Annotated in this window: 12 protein-coding genes and 3 pseudogenes; 5 read left to right on the top strand and 10 right to left on the bottom strand. The window is 40.0% G+C overall.

From position 1 onward, the window contains the following. Window positions 1-255: 255 nt before the first annotated feature. From CLV95_RS05045 to pyrB, 3 genes are read right to left on the bottom strand one after another with little or no spacing between them, the layout of a single operon-like run. Window positions 256-1,482: an LL-diaminopimelate aminotransferase gene (locus CLV95_RS05045; protein WP_002736061.1), complete on the bottom strand. Its 1,227-nt coding sequence runs from the start codon at window positions 1,480-1,482 to the stop codon at window positions 256-258. Then, a complete protein-coding gene (locus tag CLV95_RS05040; RefSeq protein WP_002725123.1) occupies window positions 1,466-1,831 on the bottom strand; it encodes a DUF2203 domain-containing protein in 366 nt (121 codons plus the stop codon). Before CLV95_RS05040 ends, CLV95_RS05045 begins: the two co-directional genes overlap by 17 nt. A 6-nt stretch (window positions 1,832-1,837) precedes the next feature. Continuing rightward, on the bottom strand, window positions 1,838-2,764 hold the full coding sequence (gene pyrB, locus CLV95_RS05035) for an aspartate carbamoyltransferase (RefSeq protein WP_002729713.1): 927 nt from the start codon (window positions 2,762-2,764) through the stop codon (window positions 1,838-1,840). A gap of 720 nt (window positions 2,765-3,484) precedes the next feature. On the opposite strand from pyrB, the gene CLV95_RS05025 reads away from it, so the two are divergent. Next, a complete protein-coding gene (locus CLV95_RS05025; protein WP_002735981.1) occupies window positions 3,485-4,528 on the top strand; it encodes an MBL fold metallo-hydrolase in 1,044 nt (347 codons plus the stop codon). Between the two features lie 174 nt (window positions 4,529-4,702). Here CLV95_RS05025 and ispG read toward each other — a convergent pair whose 3' ends face one another. Further along, entirely contained in the window at window positions 4,703-6,694 is a 1,992-nt protein-coding gene (ispG, locus tag CLV95_RS05020; protein ID WP_002725099.1) for a (E)-4-hydroxy-3-methylbut-2-enyl-diphosphate synthase, read from the bottom strand. 254 nt (window positions 6,695-6,948) lie between these two features. On the opposite strand from ispG, the gene CLV95_RS05015 reads away from it, so the two are divergent. Next, window positions 6,949-7,182, top strand: coding sequence for a hypothetical protein (locus CLV95_RS05015; RefSeq protein WP_002724984.1), 234 nt, complete (start codon window positions 6,949-6,951; stop codon window positions 7,180-7,182). Window positions 7,183-7,527: 345 nt separating this feature from the next. Here CLV95_RS05015 and CLV95_RS19050 read toward each other — a convergent pair whose 3' ends face one another. The 3 genes from CLV95_RS19050 to CLV95_RS05005 all read right to left on the bottom strand — a co-directional run bounded on the left by CLV95_RS19050 (window position 7,528) and on the right by CLV95_RS05005 (window position 9,046). Further along, window positions 7,528-7,773 carry a hypothetical protein gene (locus tag CLV95_RS19050; RefSeq protein ID WP_002736054.1) on the bottom strand — a complete coding sequence of 82 codons (246 nt, stop codon included), beginning with the start codon at window positions 7,771-7,773 and terminating at the stop codon, window positions 7,528-7,530. Between the two features lie 190 nt (window positions 7,774-7,963). After that, on the bottom strand, window positions 7,964-8,041 hold the full coding sequence (locus CLV95_RS19270) for a hypothetical protein (RefSeq protein WP_230456577.1): 78 nt from the start codon (window positions 8,039-8,041) through the stop codon (window positions 7,964-7,966). 381 nt (window positions 8,042-8,422) lie between these two features. Then, window positions 8,423-9,046, bottom strand: a complete 624-nt coding sequence (locus CLV95_RS05005; RefSeq protein ID WP_002725107.1) for a putative Ig domain-containing protein — start codon at window positions 9,044-9,046, stop codon at window positions 8,423-8,425. Window positions 9,047-9,697: 651 nt separating this feature from the next. On the opposite strand from CLV95_RS05005, the gene CLV95_RS04995 reads away from it, so the two are divergent. Both CLV95_RS04995 and gltB read left to right on the top strand, forming a co-directional pair. Then, a complete protein-coding gene (locus tag CLV95_RS04995; RefSeq protein WP_002725109.1) occupies window positions 9,698-10,999 on the top strand; it encodes a hypothetical protein in 1,302 nt (433 codons plus the stop codon). A 636-nt stretch (window positions 11,000-11,635) separates the two neighbouring features. Continuing rightward, window positions 11,636-16,132: a glutamate synthase large subunit gene (gltB, locus tag CLV95_RS04985; protein WP_016561288.1), complete on the top strand. Its 4,497-nt coding sequence runs from the start codon at window positions 11,636-11,638 to the stop codon at window positions 16,130-16,132. A 155-nt stretch (window positions 16,133-16,287) separates the two neighbouring features. Here the strand turns inward: gltB and CLV95_RS04980 are convergent. Beyond that, window positions 16,288-16,427, bottom strand: a pseudogene (locus CLV95_RS04980) (antitoxin); the annotation flags it as partial. Window positions 16,428-17,650: 1,223 nt separating this feature from the next. Between CLV95_RS04980 and CLV95_RS19265 the strand changes: the two are divergent. Beyond that, window positions 17,651-18,327: pseudogene (locus CLV95_RS19265) on the top strand (hypothetical protein). A 102-nt stretch (window positions 18,328-18,429) separates the two neighbouring features. On the opposite strand, the pseudogene CLV95_RS19620 reads toward CLV95_RS19265, so the two are convergent. Beyond that, window positions 18,430-18,690, bottom strand: a pseudogene (locus CLV95_RS19620) (transposase); the annotation flags it as partial. Window positions 18,691-18,937: 247 nt separating this feature from the next. Continuing rightward, window positions 18,938-21,604, bottom strand: coding sequence for a collagenase ColA (gene colA, locus CLV95_RS04950; RefSeq protein ID WP_016561282.1), 2,667 nt, complete (start codon window positions 21,602-21,604; stop codon window positions 18,938-18,940). Window positions 21,605-23,914 lie beyond the last annotated feature (2,310 nt).

Below are 23,914 nucleotides of genomic sequence, written 5' to 3'. Positions count from 1 at the left end.
ATGTTCTGTTGTTCTTTGTTTTATAGAGGTTCCTTTTATATAGTTTAACGTAAGTTCGACGTAAGAACAGGATTCATTTTTCTAAAAACAAGTTGGAATCTGAACTTTGTAAATCTATTCTTAAAATAAATGTCGCACAAACTCCCGCAAATTCGTGCCAAGAGCTTTTCAAAGGATCGATTTTTAAAAAGTAAGAGTTCCTACTTTTTAAAAATCATATAAAGATTTGAGAATTTAGATCTTCTCGATTGAACTTCAAAGAGAAGAAATTCGTGCAATCGCTTCTTCCACGTCTTCTTTTTTTCCGAAGGCGCTGAGACGGAAATAACCTTCTCCCGCAGGACCAAAACCGGAGCCCGGAGTTCCGACCACTTGTGCTTTATCTAAAAGTCTATCAAAGAAATCCCAAGAAGAAAGATTGTCCGAAGTTTTCAACCAAATGTAAGGGGCGTTGACTCCTCCGAACACTTCGTAACCCGCTTTTTTCAAACCTTCGCGGATTTTCGTGGCGTTCGACATATAATACGCGATCGAAGCTTGGATTTCTTTTTTTCCTTGAGGAGAATAACAAGCTTCCGCACCTTTTTGAGTCACATACGAAACCCCGTTGAACTTCGTCGTATGTCTTCTACTCCAAAGAGAATTGATGCTGACTTCTTCTCCGCCGCGAGTCCTGCCTTTGAGTTCTTTTGGAATCACTATATAAGCACAACGTAATCCTGTAAATCCCGCGGTTTTGGAGAAGGAGCGGAATTCGATCGCAACTTCTTTGGCTCCTGCAACTTCATAGATCGAACGGGGAACGCCCGGCTCGCTGATGAATGCCTCGTATGCGGAATCGTAAAGAATGATGGAATTGTTTTTCTTCGCATATTCCACCCAAGCCCTGAGGGCTTCTTTTGTGGTCACGGTTCCGGTCGGGTTGTTCGGATAACAAAGATAGATGATGTCCGCTTTTTCTTTCGGGATCTCCGGTTGAAATCCGTTCTCTTTGGTCGCGGGCATATAGATCAGATTGGAATATCTTCCGTCCGCACCGATCTCGCCCGTTCTTCCGGCCATTACGTTGGTATCCACATACACGGGATAAACGGGATCGGCGACGGCGATCTTCGCATCGGTGGAAAAGATTTCTTGAATATTACCACAATCGCATTTAGATCCGTCGGAAACGAAGATCTCGCTTTCGTCGATTTTGATTCCGAGGGAACCGTAGTCGTTATTGGCAATCGACTTTAGCAAAAAGGAATATCCTTGTTCCGGTCCGTAACCGTGAAAGCCTCCGACGGTTCCCATTTCTTTGGAAGCCGCGATCATCGCGTCGACGACCGAAGGAACGATCGGAAGAGTTACGTCTCCGATTCCCAAGCGGATGATTTTCGCGGAAGGGTTTTTTTCGGAGTAAGTCTTTACGCGTTTCGAAATTTCAGGAAACAAATATCCCGCTTTTAATTTTAAATAATTCTCATTGATGTTCGCCATTTTCTTTATTCCTATCGATTGGTTTTCTTCCGGCAAAACCTTCTTCGTAACCGTGTTCGTAAAGAAGGTCCTCTTCTCCGAGGTGCCAGCAATAATATCCGTGTCCGTTGTCGAAATCGATAAGCCAAAGTCCTTTGACTTCGATTCCGTATTCTTGAATTTTAGAAGACCATTCGAGTATCAGCTTTCGAACTTCTTCCTCTATGTTTTCCATTTCATTTTCGGGAAGGATTTTTTCCCTAAGTGGAACGGTTAGTTCTGACACATAAGTATGATATTCTTCCGTAATCTCCCTGATTACGGGTAGAATTTTACGGGCCTCTTCGTATGTCCAGAGTTTCCGTTCCAAGAATATTCAGAAGTCCTGTCCTAAACAAAGACAAAGTAGGGTCATACGACTTACGACTCCGTATCTTGCTTGTCTGAAATATGCCGCATTCGGCAAATCGTCCACGTCCGTGGAAAGTTCGTTCACTCTCGGAAGAGGGTGAAGAATCGTGGTTTTTTTCTTGGAAGCAAGAATCAACTCCTTGTTGATCCTAAAAAGATCCTTGAGCCTTTCGTATTCCTTGTGATCAGGAAATCTTTCTTCCTGAATTCGAGTTACATAAGCGACGTCACAGTCCCAGACGGCTTTGATGTCGGTTGTTTCTTCCAGAGTGAGAGGATAACCTTCCAGACCTTTTTTGTACGAATCGGGTAAAGTGAGTTCTAGAGGAGAAATCAGATACAGACGAACCTTGTAGTGCCTGAGAAGGTTGATAAGCGAATGAATCGTTCTTCCATACTTCAAATCTCCGATAAAAGCGACCGCCAATCCGTCTAACGTTCCTTTTTCGGAAATGATCGTATAAAGATCCAGAATCGCCTGAGTAGGGTGTTGTCCTGCTCCGTCCCCCGCGTTGATGACCGGAATTTTTACCGCTCCGGCCGCGATTCTAGAAGAGCCTTCGACGGGATGACGAATCACCGCGATGTCCGCGTAAGCTTCTACCATTTTCATGGTGTCATATAACGTTTCTCCTTTGGAAATCGAGGAAAACTGAAAACCGACGGTGGAGATCACTCTACCTCCGAGGCGTTCCATCGCCGCTTCGAAAGAAAGTCTAGTTCTTGTTGAAGCCTCGAAAAAGAGGGAGGCTAAAAGTTTACCGGTTAAGATTCCGAACGCCTTGTGCTGTTCGACGAGGTGCTCCATATCCCTGATTTTCTTGATGAGGAAGTCGAGATCCGATTTAGAAAACTGTTCCGTATCTAGGACATTTTTGTGGTTATAGGACATTAAGCGACAGAATGTAGAAAAACGCCCTTTTGACAATCAAATTGATTTATGAGTTTTCGGATTTTTCAGGGAGAGTAAAAAGTCCCGAAAGTTGTCAAAAAATTTGTTTCAAGGGAAATATCTTTTTTGTATTTCTTAGTAGTGTTCATATCAGAACTTGTCCCAAAACTTCGTAGAAATATCCTCGTGAATTTTTCACAAATTGGCTATTTGTTGGCTTTCGAGTAGACTGGTATGGCGCTTCTACATTCAGAGGACTGAAGACTTTTCTTCGAAAAGCAGTTCGTTTTGCTAATGCAGGTTCTTTTGTTCGTTTTTTTGTCTCCACAAACTGCATTCTAAATCCGCGATGCAATAACTCCCCCGTTTCTTTCTGTCCTCTGTCTAGAACGAGCGAAGCGAGTTCGTCAGTCTTCTGTCTTCTGAACGCGAAGTTCGTCTGTCATCAGTCCTCTGAATAGCCAGAAAGGGCGCCATATTGTGTAAGTAGAACTTTCTTCTAAAAAAATTTTCATCCAATTTTTTTGGGATGGAACATATGGTTTCATTTCCGAAAAACTTTTTGCGAAACTGTTTGTCGAAACGGATAAAAATAAAACCTTGTCAAAATCAAAACAAGGGTTTCGGATCGGTTTTAAATCTTTTCGGAAGAAGTTCGTAGAATTTCTAAAAACTTCGAAATTTGATGAAAGTTCGGAATGAAACGATTGATTTAACTTTATGAATAATTTCCTACTTTTCTTAACGATTGTTTTTCTTTTCCAAAGTTGCTTTCCGATCGATCCGGAAAGAATCCGTTCCCCCCATTTTCAAGACGGGAAGTATCACAATGTCGAAGAAGACGAAAGATTGAATAAGAGTTTCTTTTCGGTCCTTCGCTGGAAAATTTTAGGTCCCGCGGATCCGCCTGCGGTGGAAGGAAACGTGGAAAAAATTCCGGCAGTGATTTCAAGAAAGAAAGAGGATTTTCTCGCACCGCCAGGTAAGGTGAGAATCATCTGGCTCGGGCACGCAACCGTATGGATTGCAACTAATTTTCACGGAAAGAGAACGCACATTATTACCGATCCAATTTTTACGGGAGTTCCTCCTTTTGTTAAACGACTTACGGAATTACCGATTCAACCGGAAAATCTTCCAGGAGTAGACATCGTATCGATCAGTCATGCACACAGAGACCATTTGGATATCGATTCCATCAAAAAGATTCAGAAACTATTTCCGGAGGTTACCATTCACCTTCCTTCCGGAATGAGGGAATTTGCAAAAGATGAAGGTTTTGAAAATACTGTTATCCAAGAATGGTGGACAGTTTCCGAATATGCCGGAACCAAGATACATTTTCTTCCCGCAAAACATTGGAGTAGAATGGGGCTGACCGATATGAATCAATATCACTGGGGGAGTTACGCATTCGAATTTGAGAATATTAGAATATACTTTGGTGGAGACACCGGTTTCTCAAAACACTTTTCTGAAATCGGGGAACGATTCCCTCAGGGTTTTACTGCTACCCTACTTCCGATCGGAGCTTTTAAACCGAGATGGTTTATGGAACCTGCTCATATCGGACCGAAAGAAGCCTTGGAGGCAAGCACTATTCTTCGTTCTTCCCTCTTTCTTCCGATTCATTGGGGGACTTTTACCCTTGGAGACGATCGTCCGTTCGAAGCAGCTCTTTACCTGAAGAAATTACATTCTGAAAAAAAAGATTCGATTATTCCGCTTAAAATTTGGGCCGTAGGTGAAATTGTCGATTTGTAGGATTTTGTGTCTTAAATTTAAATGAGATTCGTATTTTATAGAGTCTTGCCCATCATAACTAAATTCCCAAGATTCAAGACAATCGGTTTAATTCTCTGTTTTTAGGATTATTTCCGTTATTCTAATCTTTACTTTCTTGAATCTGTTCGATCAAAAAATCATGTGCAAATTACCTTAAACGTTTGTAATATCCTGCCACAGTCCATGTTTTTTTATGAGTTCCACGAGTTTTTCGTCCGCAACTTCGCTCGGAACGTTTTTCATAACGATTTCTTTTCCACGATAGAGATGTACTTTGCCCGGGCCTGCACCCACGTAACCGAAATCCGCGTCCGCCATTTCACCAGGGCCGTTTACGATACAACCCATCACGGCGATTTTTACGCCTTTGAGATGTCCGGTTCTGGACTTGATTCTTGCGGTTGTTTCTTGGAGGTTGAAGAGAGTCCGTCCGCAGGAAGGACAGGAAATATATTCCGTTTTTGTTAAACGAAGTCTGGTTCCCTGCAAGAGATCATAAGAAAGTTGGAAGATTTCCTCGATATCTTTCATCTTGGGAGTTTTGATTCGGATTAGATCACCAATTCCGTCGATCAGAAGACCTCCGATACCGATTGCGGAATCGTACAAAGCTTCTTCCGGATTTGAGAAAGAACCGTGAAGTAAGATCGGGAACTCGTATTGGCTCAGAATGCTTCCGAGTTTTCTGTAATCGTAAAGAATTTCTTTCGATTCGATCGAAAACAGGACGTTTTTGATTCCAATTTCAGATAACGTTTCCGGAAGGCCCTTGAGGGATTCTATTTTTGCTCCACTCGTATGAATTTCCGTATAAAGTCCCGCGTTTTGTCTTTCTTTCAAAAAGGATAACATTTTTTTTCCGTCTTGAAACTGAAGAAACGGATCAAACACGATTTTCGGGAATCCCCTTAATTCATTTTGGAGTTTTTCGTTTAAAGAGACATTCTTTCCGAGAAGTATTCCCACGGGGGTTGAAAGTGCGGCCGCGGCTTCGGAAATTTCTTTCAACTGATCGGGAGAAGGGGAATCTATTAAGATACTTTCCGGTTCGATCGAAAGAGATTTTCCGTACTGATAGAGTTTTGCGATGTTTGCTAAGAATGAGTTGGAATTCTCGAAAGGCAAAACGGTCTCCACCCGAACAGGATGATTTTCTCCGGCTTCGAACGTTCCGACTTTGATTTCGCTACTGTAAAATCTTTCGTAAGTAAATGGATTTCTAAATTCAGAGTAACCTCTTACTGGTTCGGGTTTTACGATTCTTTTGTTGAATTTCTCCGCGAGGAGTCTTGCGACGGGAATTTCCAAAACCGGGTCTTCGGTGAGGGAAACTCGAATTGTATCTCCGAGTCCGTCTTCCAAGAGGGAACCGATTCCGATGGCGGATTTGATTCTGCCGTCCTTACCGTCCCCCGCTTCGGTGACTCCCAAGTGAAGAGGGTAATCCATTTTCAGTTCGTTAAACCTTGAAGCGAGCATTCTGTATGCCTGAACCATCACCTGCGGATTTGAGGCTTTCATGCTTACAACAATATCATAATAATTTAAACTTTCAGCAATCCGGATAAATTCGAGTGCGGACTCCACCATTCCTTGCGGAGTGTCTCCGTACCGATTCATAATTCGATCGGAAAGAGAACCGTGATTAGTACCGATTCTCATTGAGACTCCGAGTTCCTTGCAACGCAGAACGAGAGGGGAAAATGTCGCCGAAATCCTTTCTAATTCTTCGTTGTACTCCGAATCCGTATAATCTCTCACTGCGAATTTTTTCTTATCCGCAAAATTACCAGGATTGATTCTCACCTTTTCCACATACTCGACCGCTTTCATTGCGACGCTGGGAGTAAAATGAATATCAGCAACGAGGGGGATTTTGCTTCCCACCTTTTTAAGTTCTTGTCGGATCGAAGGAAGATTGTCCGCATCCACTTGTGACGGAACTGTAAGTCTTACAATTTCGCAGCCCGTGCGTTCTAACTCGAGAATTTGTTTTACTGTCCCTTTCGTATCGGTCGTATCACTATTGATCATCGATTGAATGACGATCGGATTATTTCCCCCAATTTTGACGTCTCCGACTTTAACTTCTCTGGTTTGTCTTCTTTTATAACCGAAGGGTGTGTGATTGTATCTAAAATTCATTCTAGTTAAGAATTCCGATTATAAGCCGGTTTCCTCTTTACCTAAGGCAATTTTGTAGGCCGTTCTCGTCCAGTCCTCTCCTTTTTTACGACTTTCTTTCTCGTATTTTCTCCGAACGGATTTGATTTCGGGGTTATAGTCTCCGATAGTACAAATATATCTTCGAATACAAATTGCTTATGGAATTTTCTCCCTCGAAACCTGTTGAAACGTACCGCATCCGGGTTACGGTCGCCGTTTATCGGAACAATATTTTGTCTTATAAGAACGAAATTATTATTCCTTCCGAGTATTTTCGAAGAACCGAGGCAAGGGCGCACATTCAAAAAGAAATTTTGGAAAGGCTTCTGCATTCCAATTTTTTTCGTTCTCCGAGACCAGACTACGATTTGGTTCGTTACGCGGAGGAGGCTACCTGTAATACATTTTTGCGTTATCGCATTCTTTCCCTGAAGTCGGGAGAAGGTTTGATTAAAGAAAGAATTTAATCGGTCTTGTCCTTACGGTATATGAAAGTCATTGTGCAAGGTTTGAAAAGCGTATCATTCTAAGAGATCTTTGTAAAATAGATTTTAGAATTTTCGAATGTCGTAAAAACAGCAGTTTCGTATAGGAATTTTTTATATCGTCCTGTCGTTTTTTGATTTTATAAAGGTATCCATAAAATCGTGATAATCTATCAATTCAAAAAATTTCAGAAATCGAATTGCAACGCATTCCTTTCGACAATACTCTCATTTATGGAAAACTATGGAATAATTTATTTCCTAGTTTTGTCTTTTACTTACCGAAATGAGACAATTTTTTGCGAGTTCAAGCGCCGGTAGAAACTATTATCGAAACAATTTTATAAATTCTTCGCAGTTTAAAATTGAAAGGTCGTGTTTGGGATAATCTTTTTTATTTATAGTTAAAAAAATACCAGCGCCTTCTTTTTTTGCCAGGTGATATTGTATTGAATCCGCAAAATCTTTGATATATGAACCGGATGCCAAACCGATTATCTTATCATCAACACTGAATATATTGATTAATGTTTGAAGGGACTTTACTTTATGTAAAGTTTCTTTGCGGCTCATGTGTTCTTTACCTTTTAAAAACCTTGCCAAATTTTTTGTTATTGAAGCTAAATCCTGAATTTTTGTTTTCGTTGTTTGTCCACGCTCGGATTCTTTTGTTAATTCGGATAAATAGAGTTGTTGAAAAAATTCAGATTAACAAAACTATTTCTATCGATCGTAAAACAGAAGCAGATGGAGAATTAATTTTTCAACAACTCTCATCATTTGCGATAATATTCGATAAACTTTTATGCCTCTTCTGCGCGTATTTTTTGGCCTTTTCCATAACGGTCTTTTCGATAGATAAAGTTAATTTAGTAATCATGAAATAATCCTATGTATAGAAATTATATTCTATACGTAATTTAACGTGAGTTCGATATAAGGTTCTGTCCCAAAACTGAGACAGAACCTTGCAACTTGATCTTTCTGACAAAGTAACTGGGGTTTTGGGACGCGCTGTAAGAAAATTTGGGTGAATCCAGCCTTTGCTTGTAAAAGGCTGGAGTGCACTGAAATTAAGGCGCTGCTCTAGGATCGCAGTATAATAATCACTTTCGCATTTGTTATGCAGAGTTCAGTTAATTTAAGATTTTTATCTGAAATTTTGAACTTTGAGATCGTTTTTTAATGCTTATCCTAACGACCGAAGTTTTGGGACAAGATCTTAATATCCACAAGCAGAATCCGCTTTACAACTGGAATACGAAGTCCAACAGCTGTTCGAGTTAGTGCAAGAATAAGGATTTGCCCCGGTGCAGCCATTAGAGATTCCCACTGTGTTGCAAGTTAAATCACCCGCTGCATGTACGGTCATATTCATTATTTTTGTTAATATAACGGCTGGCGTGTTATTGGGTTTGAACGTAACGGACAGTGTGACCGCAGCGGGTCCTGCCGCAGTCGGAATTCCACTTATAGCACCGGTATTAGAGCTGATGCTTAAACCTGCCGGAAGATTCGTGGCCGTATAATTACTAAATTGACAATTCCGATTCGCTATTATTGTAGAATTTGAAATGGCGGAACCTGAGGAGTTCGTTGCTACAAGTTGAATCCCCAGAGGATTAATTGAAGAACCTATTTGTGTAATTGTATCGGAGGTTGATATTGTTACGTTAGTTGGGCATGGATTTGAAGATTGATTCGGGTGTGTCCCTGAGGACAAGCTCAAAAGCAACAACAAATCCGTGATTGAATCTCCCGTAACGGAGCTGTCTTCTTTTTTCTTATCTTCACAAGAAGAGAAAAAAAGTCCCATGATAAGTAAGATCGTAAATGTCTTTTTCATTTATTTTGTCCTTTTTTAGGTTTTGTACTCTTTTGTAAAATAAACGCGTGTTATTTCTGTGGACGGTATGATTTTGTTTGTGATATTTGTCCAACAAAAAATCACAATATCAATAAAAAAGTAATTTGTTATAAAAATGATTTTTGGTTCAAACGTCGTATCGTGTTTTCACTTCCGTCCCGGGTTGTCTGATTCAAAAACAGGAAAACGCTACGGAGTTTTGTTCGGTTGAACGAGAATTACGAACGTCTTATCAAAGTGCGGCCCGTCGAAAACTTGCTCGGTACTCTCAAAAAAATGAATCTCACTTTATTCGTTGAAAACGGAGAAAATAAAAATGAGGATTCTTAACGGTTTGGTGATTTTGATTTTTCTTGCCGATTTTATGCGACTCCGTTTGTCCTTTAGAGATGTTTCTTGCGGTTCGAATCGTTCTGAAGTTCGGTGAACGCTAACGACGATCGAAAGAGCTTTTGATTTTTCCGTTTGTATGGCAGGTTGACAACGTTGAAAATCGAAAAGGATGTAAGGAGTTCTCCCGAAAATTCTTGAATTTCTGAAAACGGGACGGAAACTGACCAATCAAACTGAATGGGATCGCAAAATTCGTGTATGTGTTTCTTTTCGCGAATTTGAATCTGCGTAAATCATATGTCTGGAAATGATAAAAAAGTCATAGAGCAGAATTCTCACGGTGAATTTGAGCTTACCGCTTATGGGGAATTTTTAAGTTATTTCCATACTCATATTCAGCTTTTTAACGGGCTCATTTCCGCTAAAAAAATTTCCCCAACCGATCAGAAAGTTCTCAAACAAAAAGTACGTTCTTATATCGTAGGTAATATTCAGAAAACGGAACAATTCTTCGATCACCTGCCGAAGTTTGCGGAATTTCTCGGGATGTCGCAAACGGATCTTTCTGCGTTTATGACGAAAAATTTCATGAACACGCATGCAGGGATCAAAAGCAAACTCATAGAACAAGAAAAGGCGAACCTCGGCAAACCTAAAAAGAAAAAGTATGCACGTATCTCGGAAGAGATCGTAGAAACGATCGGTGTTTTAGTCGCTCCCGGAAAAAAATTTATTGGGATGGATGGTTACGTTGTACTCCGGGACGACGCGACCGGAAAGGATCTCGAACCATCCGTTTCTTCTTTCGGAGAAACTTCGAAATCTACGGAAGAAAATGCCGTTAAGAAAGCTACGGTTGCGCCGACGCCTTTGAAGAAACTTCCGGAAAAATTGATTCTTACCGAACTCGTGGAGAGATTTGGTTCTGAATTTTCGGGCAATGTACTCGTATTGAAAAAAGAGGAATTGGATGAAGGGGAGGTCGCAAGTCATGTCGCGGCCGACGACAACGAGGAATTGTTGACCGAAGTGGAAGATCTTCAATTCAGTGGATTCCACGAACCTACATTTGTGGAAGAAATTCCGATGGAACCGGAAGAGCCTCCCGTGAATATTCCATTTTCCAAATATATGGAAAGTATAAATCGTGTTCGACAGTTTCAAAAAGAAGGACAACCGGACGCTTATAAAAAATGGGTGATGACCCTTCCTCCGGAGCTTAGTGCACTCGTTCAACTTCATTCGTTCGTTTTGAAAGAAATGAAAAACGAACCCATAGATTGGAATTCGATCATCTCTTCGATTTCCTCTCGAATCGGCTTAAAAGATTCGAGACTTTGGAAGGTCTTGGAACTCACCCGCGTTTTTGCCGAACTCAGAACCGGCTTAGAAGCGGCTTTTGTTTCTTCTAAGGCTGCAGGTCCTGGAATGGAAGAACTAGTAAGAAAAGCTTGGCCTCATATTCTCAAAATCTTCGAAGAGTATCCGAATACTTCTTCTTTGCGTCAAAAATTGGATCAGCTTTTTATGAGAATTCCGGATGTTATTCGGAGAAAAAAACTTTCCGATCTTTTTCTTCCCGTTCTTCAAAAACTTTAATCGAATTTTTTCATTTTAAATTTCATTTTTGGAACTACAAGTCGTTTGAAAAATTCAAGTGAAACGCTTTTTACGAAAGCGTTTCAGGTCGGCCTCCGTTTTTACTATAAAGTTTGCGAGTAATTCGCCTAAACTTTCTTATATTGAATTCACGTTAAATAAATCGTATTTGCGGAACTTTGGGATAAATTTATGGCTGAAAGGTTTGGTCGGTTCTTTACCAATCTTCAATCAAATTTCGATTCTTTCGAAAAGAATCCTATTTTTTTAGATCTGGATCTGTGTTTGAAGTTGTGTTATACTTGAAAACGAAATAAAGAAGACCCAGCGATTAGAAAGTCTTTTTTGAAAATGAGGAGTGCCCGCACTTAGAGTTGCGATGAGAAGTCGGGGTCGGAGTAATACGAAAAAACTCGCGCTACGAAAACCCCACACTTTTTACCAACCGAGTATCGTCCGATTCACAACAGATTCTTATTTCAATCCCGTCTTTTAAAAGAATGTTTTCAATTTACTTAACTCTCAATTTATTGGACAATAGCTGGGAAATTTTGCTGAAATTTTAGCCATAAACTATAGACGGCCCCCGACGTTTTATGGAAACCAGGGAAATTGGATGATGAGGGATCTCTGCAGATGAATGATCTAAAAGAACAATTACAACTTCAAAGGTATCTGGAGGAAAACGGACTTTATGAGAAGTCATTCGAGCACGATAACTGTGGAGTAGGATTTGTTGCTTCCTTTCAGGGTGAAAATAGCCACAGAATCGTATCTATGGGGCTTAAGGCGGTCGCATGTCTGACGCACAGAGGAGCGGTGGATGCAGATATGGTTACCGGAGACGGAGCCGGAATCATGATTCAGATTCCCAAAAAGTTGTTCGCTACTTATATCGAAGAAATGGGTCATAGACGACCCGAAGAGGATTCCATCGGGGTAGGGATGATCTTTCTTCCCAGAGAAGATATCGATAAACAAGATATGTGCCGTAGTCTCGTAGAGTCCGCCCTTATGGAGTTTAACTTTAAACTTTATGCATGGAGATACGTTCCCGTAAATCCGGAAGTACTCGGACCCAAGGCTAATCAATCCAGGCCTCAGATCGAGCAAGTCCTCATCGGCAAACCGGAAGGAATGTCAAACGAAGACTTTGAAACCAAACTCTTTTTGATTCAGAAAAAATTGATGAGAGATGCAGATCGTCATTCTCTCGCGGGAGATCTTTATATTTGTTCTCTCTCCTCGGAAAGAATCGTATTCAAGGGGCTTTTCAACGGTAATCAGGTTTCCCAGTTTTATGAAGATTTGAATTCGGAGGAGATGGTTTCTCCGTACTGTATCTTTCACCAAAGATATTCCACGAACACGTTCCCTTCTTGGGCTCTCGCACAGCCGTTCCGGATTCTCGCACACAACGGCGAGATCAACACGATCGCCGGAAACAGAATCTGGATGCTCGCGCGCGAAGAGGAACTCGAGTGCAAAAAATGGGGAGAATATCAAAAGGAAATCCATCCGATCATTCGTCCTCACATGAGCGATTCCGCCAGTTTGGACAATGCAATGGAGGCGATCGTCCGGTCCGGAAAGGACGTCCTCCAAGCCAAAGCGATGCTCGTTCCGAACGCGTGGTCCAAAAATCTCACGATGTCGGAAGAGTTAAAAAGTTTTTACGAATATAATAATACTTTAATAGAGCCTTGGGATGGTCCGGCTGCTCTCGCGTTTGCGGAAGGCGACTGGATCGGAGGCGCTCTCGACAGAAACGGGCTTCGTCCCGCACGTTATGCGGTAACAGACGACGGGCTTTTGATCATGGGCTCCGAAGCGGGTCTCGTTCAAGTGGACGAGGAAATCGTGACAAAAAAAGGACGCCTCGGTCCCGGAGAGATGATCGGGATCAATTTAAAAGAGAAAAAACTCTATTATAACGAGGATATCAACTCTCTCTTCGAAAAAAAATACGATTATAGAGAATGGTCCAAAGAGAACGTATCCTATCTCAACCAGGATTTGGATTCTTCGATGCAGGAGACGATTACCTACAAAGGGGACGATCTCAGAAGAAGACAGGTTCTTTTCGCATATTCTCCGTTTAAACAAAAATCGGTGATCAAACCGCAGGCACACCAAGGGAAAGAGGCGATCAGTTCGATGGGGGACGACACTCCTCTTTCGATTTTGATGCTTTCCAGAATCGGTCTTTACACTTACTTCCGTCAGAGATTCGCTCAGGTAACCAATCCTCCGATTGACTACATAAGAGAAAAAGGTGTGACCTCTCTTTACACTCGTCTTGTTAAAAAGATGAACCTCTTCGGAGATGAAAAGCCCCAGAACTGTTTGGTGCTTTCCCATCCGTATCTCACTAATCTGGATCTGAAAAGAATTCGGGAAATGGAAGGAAAGCCGTATAAAATTCTCACGTTAGACGCAACTTTTGAGGCGCATATTGGAGTGGAGGCGGATCCGAATCGTAACTATTTGGAAACGGCCCTCGAAGCCCTTCTAGAGCAGGCTCTCAAGGCTGCCACCTCCGGAACGAATATTTTGATTCTTTCCGATAAGAAACTTTCGAAAGAAAGAGCCCCGATCCCGATGGAACTTGCGGTCGCGGCGGTTCATAACCATCTGATTCGAAATAAAACGCGCTCCGCGGTTTCGATCCTCGTGGAAACGGGATCCGCATTCGAAATCCATAATGTGGCGGTGTTGCTCGGATACGGAGCTTCCGGCGTAAACAGTTATCTCATTTGGGATACGTTATTCGATCTTTGGGAAAAGGGAGAGTTCGACGGAGAAGACGGAACCCGTCCTGAATTTCATAAGATCTGTGGAAATTACCGTTACGGTGTGGACGACGGACTTCTAAAAATCATGTCCAAGATGGGAATCTCGATTCTTTCTTCGTATGTGGGAGGTCAGGTGTTCGAAGCGATCGGTCTTTCCAGAACTCTTGTGTCCAAGTATTTTCCGGGAACGTATTCCAGAATTTCGGGAATCGGAATCGGCGGGATCGAACAGAATATTCTTAGAAATCACGAGCAGGCGTTTTATAAGGAAATCAATCCGGAAGATTTTATCTCCGAAAAGGACGATCAACCTCACCGTTGGTCTCCTCGAGTCGTTAAGTTTTTAAGAAAAGCGGCGGTAGATAACGACTACGAAGCTTTCAAAGAAGCGACCAAAATTCTCAAAGAAAGCGATCCGATCAATATCCGAGATCTATTCGACTTTGTCGCGAAAAAACCGATCCCGATCGAAGAAGTGGAAACCGTTACCGAAATTCAAAAACGTTTCTTAACTCCGGGAATGTCTCACGGTGCGTTGTCCATCGAGGCGCATACGGATCTTGCGATCGCCATGAACCGGTTGGGCGCTAAGTCTTCCTCCGGAGAAGGCGGGGAAAATCCTTCCCGTTATGTTGTGAACGAAAACGGAGATCTCGCGAATTCTTCCATCAAACAAATCGCTTCGGGAAGATTCGGCGTTACTTCCGAATATCTGAACTCTGCAACTGAGATCGAAATCAAAATCGCACAAGGTGCGAAACCGGGAGAAGGGGGGCAACTTCCGGGTAAGAAGAATAACGAGGAAATCGCGACCAATCGTCACACTCCGATGGGAATCGATTTAATTTCTCCTCCTCCTCACCATGATATCTATTCGATCGAGGATTTATCACAGCTCATCTACGATTTGAAGATGGCGAATCATAAGGCGCAGGTTTCCGTAAAACTCGTGTCCGAAGCGGGAGTGGGAACGATTGCTGCTGGAGTTGCGAAAGCGAATGCGGACGTGATCCTTATTTCTGGTCACGTAGGTGGAACGGGAGCGGCTCCGATCACTTCGATCAAATATGCGGGTTCTCCTTGGGAACTAGGACTTTCTGAAACACATCAAGTTTTAGTAATGAACGGACTCCGTGATCGAGTCGTCCTCCGAACAGACGGAGGTATCGTTTCCGGAAGGGACGTTATCATAGCGGCTTGTTTAGGAGCGGAAGAATACGGAGTTGGAACCGCGTCGCTCGTCGCGCTTGGTTGTATCATGGCGAGGAAATGCCACTTGAACAATTGTCCTACCGGAATCGCGACTCAGGATATTAAGTTCCGTGTGAAATACAAAGGATCTCCGGATCAACTCGTAAATCTATTCACGAGTCTCGCTCTCGAAGTGAGGGAACATCTCGCAGAACTCGGATTCAGATCCATCGACGAGATTATAGGGAGAACCGATCTCTTAAAACAGATTACACGCTACGAAAGAGACCGTTTGGATTCTCTCGATCTCAATCCGATTCTTGTTCGTTTGCCTCTCTTTTACGATCCTGCAAAACAGAAAAAGGACAGATCGATCCGCAAAGAACCGATCGGAGAAGTATTGGATGATCGTATCATCAAAGACGCCGAAAAAGCGCTCGAAGGAAAATCTTCTATGGCTCTTTCTTATCTGGTGCGCAGCACGAACAGAACCGTGGGAGCGAAGATCTCCGGTTTGATCGCCAGAAGATACGGTTCCAAAGGTTTACCCGGGAAACTGGAAATTATCTTAGAAGGAACCGCAGGGCAATCTTTAGGAGCATGGCTCGTCAAGGGAGTTCAAATCACCTTACACGGTGACGCGAACGATTACGTAGGCAAGGGGCTTTGCGGAGGTGTGATCGTGATCAAAAAACACCGAAAATCCAAGTTCAAAGCCTACGAAAATACGATTATCGGAAATACTTGTCTTTACGGTGCGACTTCCGGGAAACTCTTCTGTTCCGGAAGAGCGGGAGAACGTTTTGGAGTTCGAAACTCGGGAGCGGATGCAGTCGTAGGCGGAGCGGGAGATCACTTTCTCGAATACATGACTAGTGGAACCATTGTTTGTCTTGGAAGTGTAGGTAAGAATATGGGAGCCGGTATGACCGGAGGAAGCGCGTATTTCTTTCAAAAAGGATGGGATGTTCAATCTCTTCTAAATAAGGAATATGTAAAGACCGTGGACTTGGAAAACGGCGATTACGAGATCATCAAAAATCTAATCTCCGAACATTCCAAACTGACAGGTTCCGATTTGTCGGAAGGAATCTTAAAGGATTTCGAAACGAATAAGAATTATTTCGTAAAAGTAGTTCCGAAATGACATTACAAGAATTGAATGTAGAAAAATACAAATGTTGGTTTATATTTTCATCATTGCAGGTTTTTATGAAGATGTTCACAAATCGTAAACTGATGTCTTAACACGTAAGGCTTTTTTTAAAGTCGAATTCGGTAGGCAAAGTGCGAGGTCAGTTCTTAATGTTCTTTTAATTTACCGGTCACGTATTGATGCAATATGCTTGAAACTAAAGTCTGATAGGGAATTCTAATGCCTTCGTTTTTAATAACTGAATACCTTTTCCGGAAATTCTAATATTCATTCTTTTTTGATAGAGGACTCTAAACTTTTCTCTTCTTGGTTAAGTTTATGTTTCATAGATTTACCTCGGTAAATAAATATTAGAGTATACCCCAAAATTTAGGAACAATTGCAGCGATCCGTAGAGATTTTGTTAAAATCGGATGGTTTTGGGACGCGCTCTAAAGTTTTTGAAAAAGAAATTCTTGAATCGGCTCATGTTTTATGAATCGGGTGATTTAAGAATCTTTACTCTAAGGTTTTTATTGAAACTCAAATATACGTTTTTTGAATGTATAACTCAGCATGAACATATTACTCAGATATTCATTCAAGAAATATTTCACAAAATCAAATATTATTAGATTTTTAATTTTATCTTTAATATCTCAAATACTAATTCTAATACTCACATTAATTTTCACCTTGAGGTTCGAGGCAATCGGATTGAGTTTTTTATTTATGCCATTCTACTTTTCATCTATAGTACTTCTAATGATTGGAAAATTCAAAGTATTTAATAAATGGTATTTTAAATTATTATTCGTTTATCCAATTTTAATATTAGACATTATATTTGGTGGTGGATTTATCTATCACGAGAACGGCTATTCTTCAAGTGACGGGAGTGGCCAAATGTTAACATTGGCACTTCTCATTCTTAACGCACCGATTCCTTTTATATTCCTAATTCATAAATATTTAATGAAGTAATTGATCTGAATTATTTGGGGTGATCTCAAACTTAATTTAACGTGAGTTCGGCGTAAGAAAGTTTAGGCGAATAAGAAACTAAAGTGTTACGACTCCCGATGGGTCGTCGCAACTCAGGAATTTCATAGATAAAATAGCTTGCGACCTGTCGAATGACCCAGGAAACTCAGCGAATGCATCTTTTGTGAATTAGCATTCAGGAGTGAGACACTGAGTTAATACTTTCGTAAAAAGCGTTTCATTGAGTTCTGTAGCTCAATGTTTCTGCCTAAACTCAGTGAAATGGCTTTCTAAGGAGCGCCGTTTCGAGTCGCAACATATAATCGCTTTCGCATTTTTGATATAGAACTCACGTTAGTTTAGATTGGTAAAGTAATCGAAAAATGAATTCCGCTTATTTTTGTTCATTGAAACGGATGATTGAAGCAGTTTTGTAAATCCGAATATGGAATTTTCAAAAACTCTATTGGGGAATTGAATTTTCTACTTACAAAAAGCGACTTGCCGAAAAATTCCTTAAAAAGGAATGAGGTAGCTTATGAAAAAATGAAAACCAACGGAACATGCGCGTATTGCAGAGAAGAAATACCGAAAAATTCCGGATCCATAAAAGCGCATATTTCAAAATGCGACAGTAAAAACAAATCGAAGAAGAACAAAACCTTTCATCATATGCTTTTGCTGATTGAGGGAAAATACAATCCCGAGTATTGGCTTGTAATTAAGGCAAAGGCAGATACTTCCTTGAAAAAAATAGATTCATTCATAAGAGAGATATATGGGTTGAATGTTGCGGTCATTTAAGCGCCTTTACGGTGGAATCCGGTGATATTGAAATGGAGGAAAAAATCGGACAAGTTTTTGAAGAAGGTTTTAAAGTGGATTACATATACGATTTCGGATCATCCACCGAACTGTCTTTATCGTTAATTGATGAAATCGAAGACGGGGACGAAAAAGATATTAAAATAATATTTAGAAATAAAGACGTTGATTTTAAGTGTTATCATTGCCATAATAAAGCGGAGATGATTTGTCCGTTTTGTATCCATAACAGATCGGGTCTTTTATGTAAATCATGTATTAAAAATCATGAATGTGTTGAAGAAGAAGGGGAGGATCTACTTTTGCCTCTTGTAAATTCTCCGAGAGTGGGGGAATGTGCATACTCGGGTTATCAAGATAAATACGTAAAAAAGTATTTTCCGAAAGAAATATTTTAGGATCTTACAGCATTTACTACTCGGGTGCATGAAAATGAATTAGAATGGCTCTGAACCGGTTTTGCCGGTTGTTCGCTCTTTCAACGACCCATTGTCTAGATTTAGGGACGCGCTGTAAATATTTTTGAATATTCCTGCTCGTTCCCATTCTTGAAATCTTCTGTGACAAGCTTGGCCAGATCCGAAGTTGCTCGGAGTTGCGCACCACTGGCAGCCTATTTTTATGCGGTAGATGATTTCCGTTATCACTACTCTTGCCGGAACACGATTACACCCTCCTTGAAGGTTTACCTTATCTTTCGGGATCAACGGGCCTATTTTTTTCCAAAGTGCATCTAGAACCTCCGAGTGATATTTGTCCATTTCACATTTATATTATTACGTTTTCCGAATACAGGCAGTTTTGAGACTGGTTTTTAGTCGACACTTTGTTTTTAATGAGGTGACATCACTTACCGATACAAAATCTTCTTTTAGTCTTATTACGAGTAAGTCGTTGATCATATTCGGTAAAGTTCGATTTTTATGATTAACGCCTAACTAGTAAATTTGAAAAATAAAAAACATGTCCAGTCCATCCAAATGGATTGGATGGACTGGACGAAATCATTTAGAGGTTACAACTTGAACTTGCGGCTAAATATTTTCTACCGTCTGGTAGATTGACTGTATCAATAGAATCGAAATTGCAATCGAGCTTTTTATAGAACGAAGGTCTCATCGTATAGATTTCTGATTTCAATTCGTTTAAACGTGCGTTTAGGTCTTGATACATTTCTTCATACGTAGCAGTATTTGAAAATGCAATCGTAGTCATCGGGATATTACAAGTTGTACCCGATCCAGTGGATGGATTTGCAAAACAAGTAGAGTATACGCCTGATATTGTGTTTCGAAAATCAGTTTGGCTTCTCCTCTGAGGATTTTTATAAGAAATTCGAGGACGGTATGCCAGCGGTCCTTCACAAGAATAGATTGTAAAAGGTCGAACTAGATTTAAATGTTTGTCAAAACGAATCTCTCCTATTCTACAATTCATACTCTTAAAGTTATTCACGCCACTGTTTTCCAAGGTGGTCATAAGGTCGTTGATCTTTGAATTGAAATCAGACCACGCAGAATTCCAATCTGGACTATAAGCGGCGTTTCCAAATATCAAACCTCTACAAGAAAAACGACTGTTGAGTCCGAATGCGGCAGTTGTACATTTTGCTTTATATCCGGTGTCGGTCTTTCTAAAGAAAGATCGAATTACTTTCGGATCGTCGGTGGACAAACTTGCTAAATCCGGAGCGGCCGTAGATGGATCCGTAAGATTGTCTACGTTCCCAACTAAGTGGTCTAAATATGCATGAAACGAAGTATTGAGTCGCGCGTCCTGGGACATTTGAGCAATTAAGTAATCAAATGTTTGAATATTTGAATCACGTAATGTGCTAATTAAGTCTCTCAGGGTATCTTTTTTATAGGTATAGAGATAATTGAAGAAATTACCCGAATATCTATAGAATTTGAAATCTCCATAACGGGCCGATAGGATTTTTGAAACGTTCATCCTAGAAGAACCGTCTCTTTTAATTTCGGAGATCAAACTTTTACGCGGATGAATTTCTCTTGAAGAACTACCGGCTAAAAATTCCGCGATTCCTTCTTCAAACCAAGTTAACCTTTCATTGTCATGAGCCGGAGTTTGAGACCATAAACCTGGAATTATAAATCTACCTACAAGATAATGCGTATATTCGTGACGCAGTAATTCTTCCAGAGTATATATACTTTCCGCAGGAGTACGCTGATACGTATAAAGCGCTTTGCCTCTTTCTATATAAATTCCGCCATTATCCGTGGGAAGATCGAATAAAAAAGGATGAAAAGTTTCGTAATCTTTTCTAGATCCATATACATACATGGAAATTGAATCGGTAGTATCTCCGGATACGGGAGCGTGAATTCCTATCAAACGGAAAAACTGAGATTCTACCTGTTTGAGAGCGTGATAAAGAGGTTGAATTTCATCGATCGATAGGGATGTGTGTACGATTTGTGTTTGATCGTCAAAATAATATGTATTTGGCAAAACCATCTTTTTCACGGCTTCTTTGGTATCGCTCAAACAAATTCTCCCGGTCCGTAAATTTGCACAGTCTGAATGTCGAGTTAACGCTTTGACTCCTAAAAGATACGGTTCCGAAATGTATGGATACGTTTGTAGAACGTCAGTCACAACTGAAGTGATCTCTGATTGAAAGCCAGGAAGAAATTCGTAAATCCTATCCAAACAAAATATCGCATTGTTAATGATCCAAACTAGAGAATCTGTGTTGAGACTTATATCAAGAGCAAATCTTCTCAGTTTGCCAATCAATTCATAATCGATCTCTGCAAGAAATTCAGGGCTGTTTGGATGGATATGACGTTTGAACAATCTAAAAACAGCATCCAAAGCCACGAGCTGAGAATAATTGTTTCTCAATCTTTGTGGATCGTTTAAGGTAGCTTCAAGAAAGGAAAGGATACGTGGATAAATTATATGTCCGTTTCCTGTATTATTCGCTGCTGTAAAGAAGAACTCTAAAACCTTTCCGGCGTCGTCGGTTCCATCTAAGAAATGAGCACTATTTGCAAAAGTCTGCATTGGAGCCTCCAAAGCCTGAGAGATTTGGTCTGTATCAAATGGGAGGGAAGGGTGAGAATATTTTACATAGTACCCAGCCCAAAACATTCTGAACAATTGTATAAAGTTCAAATCGTTGTTACCCCTATAATGAGGAGCAAGAACTTTCAACCGATCGACTACTTCAAGCATGTTCTCTTGTGAATAAATATAATTCGAGTATTGATCGTAATCCCAAACAAACTTATCCACACAGTCTATATCATGTGTTTCTAAGAATCTGACGAACTCTCTTGGTTTTAAACGCGCAACGTAACTTCCAGTACAATTGTTTGAAGTTACATTTTGTACGGTTCCGTTTGAAGAAGAGTGAGTCGGTCCGAAAGTCATAACTGACGGAACAAGAATCCTTTTTTTTCCATCTGTGATTCTATCAAAGTCTTGTTCGTTTTCTACTTGAATGGATTTAAAACCTATTGGTTCGTTTAACGAACTGACACTTTTTGTTACCGATCTCATTGTAGTTTGTTGTGTTGGTTGAGCAAACATTGTTGCAAACAAACTAAGATCATTTTTAAAGCCATTATTATTTTGGCTGTTGCATCCTAACGAAAAGGTTAGAATTACGCTTAACGTTAATTTACACTTTATATTCGTTATCATTTTTATATTCCTTCCTTTTAAATTTTATGTTTTCCGTAAATAAAATTATCGCCTTTTTATAAAAGAAAAAAAAATTTTTATAAAAAGTTTTATAAAATTCATCCCTTAAATATTTATTTTAATGGATAACGTTATGCGTCTTTATGTCTTCGTTATGGATGTTTAAAAATAAACTCTAGAATTAACATTGGATTACTTCTAAATTAAAACAAGTTAGTCTCATTTAGTATGAGATCGCATTTATTTTAATATGTAACGTTATGCGATACTTTGGAAATAAAGAATTCATTTTATGGAAGCCGCCTTATGTTTTTCTGGATTTATCTCAATAATAATATATGTGTCGCATAACGTTTTTATTTGATTCATGAAAAGTTTTTGATGAATCTATAAAAAACGGGACGATAAGTTTATAAGTTATGGAGATTTAAAAAATCAATAAAGATCGTGTGGACAAGTTCGTAATAAAAAACTTTTAGGAAATCTATAAATTGAATTTCTAATATGGCGAGCGCACCTGAATGGAGATTTGATATAAAATTCAGAGCTTAGAATCATTATTTTGAATTCATAGAAGTTTCTTCTTACACAAATCTATATTTAGAATTTGTCCTAAAACCTGAAGATTACTGATGAAAAGTTCTCAAACTTCCAGATGTGACGTTTCTGCATGAGTTCTCATATTTTTGAGAAATTAAGCGTTTTACTTTTTGAACTCAGCAAAACGATTCCTTCTAAGGTGCTCTACAGGCCGTGTTTTGGAGCCGGCTTTAAATAAATAGATTCAGTCAGTATTTTATTGCTCTGAACGAAAAGGGCGAAATCATAGCGACTTTCCAGATCGTTTCTCGAGGGGCTATTCGGTCTTCCAATCGAATATTTTTATAGGAGCGATGTTAGAAAATGAACAGTAATCGAAGATAGAAATTTCGCAGAAATGAATTTCTTTACCACTTTATTTATTTCGGTTGGAATAAAGGTATTTATTTTAAGTGCAAAGTATGTTTTGAAGCTAAAATTTCATTCTATTTACGAATTGTATGGCGTAGAAAGATTGTTACTCGGTCGCATAAAAATAGTACCAAAAATGAACGGGCGATTTTACAAAGATATAGAAGTTCTCACAAAATTGTACCGAATCTAGAATTGTCGGCTTTTTTGAAGAAGATTCCATATTCTAACTTTGGAAACAAGCTTATTGCGATATTCTTTTCATACGTCCGAGTAGTAACTCTAGGAAGGTCATACAATCAACTCGGTGCAATAGAATCCGAGCTTCATCCTTATAAGATTTATTTTCCGGATTATGGAAAAAAAGTTCGAAGGGGAATTGGCAACTCACGGAAAATACAAGTCCATACAAGGCTAGAATTATTGCGAGAAATGTCACCCGTGGTTCCATGTTTTCAAGGATGTACTTTGGAAATGATTTTAGCCTTACTTTTTGCTTCAGTATGTAACCTTTGTTTAGGATTCTACGTTTTATTCGTTGCCCGTTAAGGAAGGCGGTTCTTTGATTTGTCCTTTGCGTCTTTTTTGGAATATGAAGCGCACTTTTCGCAGGAGCCGAGACAATTTTTTGGACGTGAATTCTAACAATCCCTATGATCATCACCCTATTGATAGAAAATCAGAAACAAGTCTTGAAACAATAAATAAAGAAACAAGGTCAAGCTGGTAACTAAAGCGTCTCGCTTCTATTGGCGTTCGACGAGTTCTTATTTTACCCTTGTAAGAATCATACCTTTATCGATGGAAATAAGCGAGTAGCTACTGATATTTCTATATTTAAATGGAGTTGAAATCGAAGATCAAGAAGACTCATTGTATGAGTTTACGATTGGAGTCGCTGACGGTATTGTTTCATTAGAGAGTATTATAAGAACTTTAGAAAGACCATAAGCTATCTCAAAAATATCTTAGAATGATTAGAATCGGCGTTTTAAGCAACGATAAAATATTTTTGAGATGGCTTCCAGAGTTTTACTTTAGACAAAATGGCGCCCCTTCCGGGCTTGAAAACCGTGGGTTAGATGCGAGCATTTACCACAAAACAAGAAAACCAACAGAAGGAACTAAGAGCTTGTCCGTTCAGAGGACTGAGGACAGACGAACTTCGCTTCGCTCGTTCTAGACGGAGGACAGAAAGAAACGAGGGAGATAGTACATCAAGAATTTAGAATGCAGTTTGCGGAGACAAAAAAGAAAAGATCAGAATCCCGTATTTAACGAGCAATTCAAAGGAAATATTGAAAGAGCAACAAATAAAATAGGAAGAAGTACAGATCAAGAAATTCATCAATCGGTTAA

Origin of the sequence: Leptospira borgpetersenii serovar Javanica (assembly GCF_003046425.1) — a bacterium.
Lineage (GTDB): Bacteria > Spirochaetota > Leptospiria > Leptospirales > Leptospiraceae > Leptospira > Leptospira borgpetersenii.
This window is presented reverse-complemented; position numbering and strand designations above follow the sequence as displayed.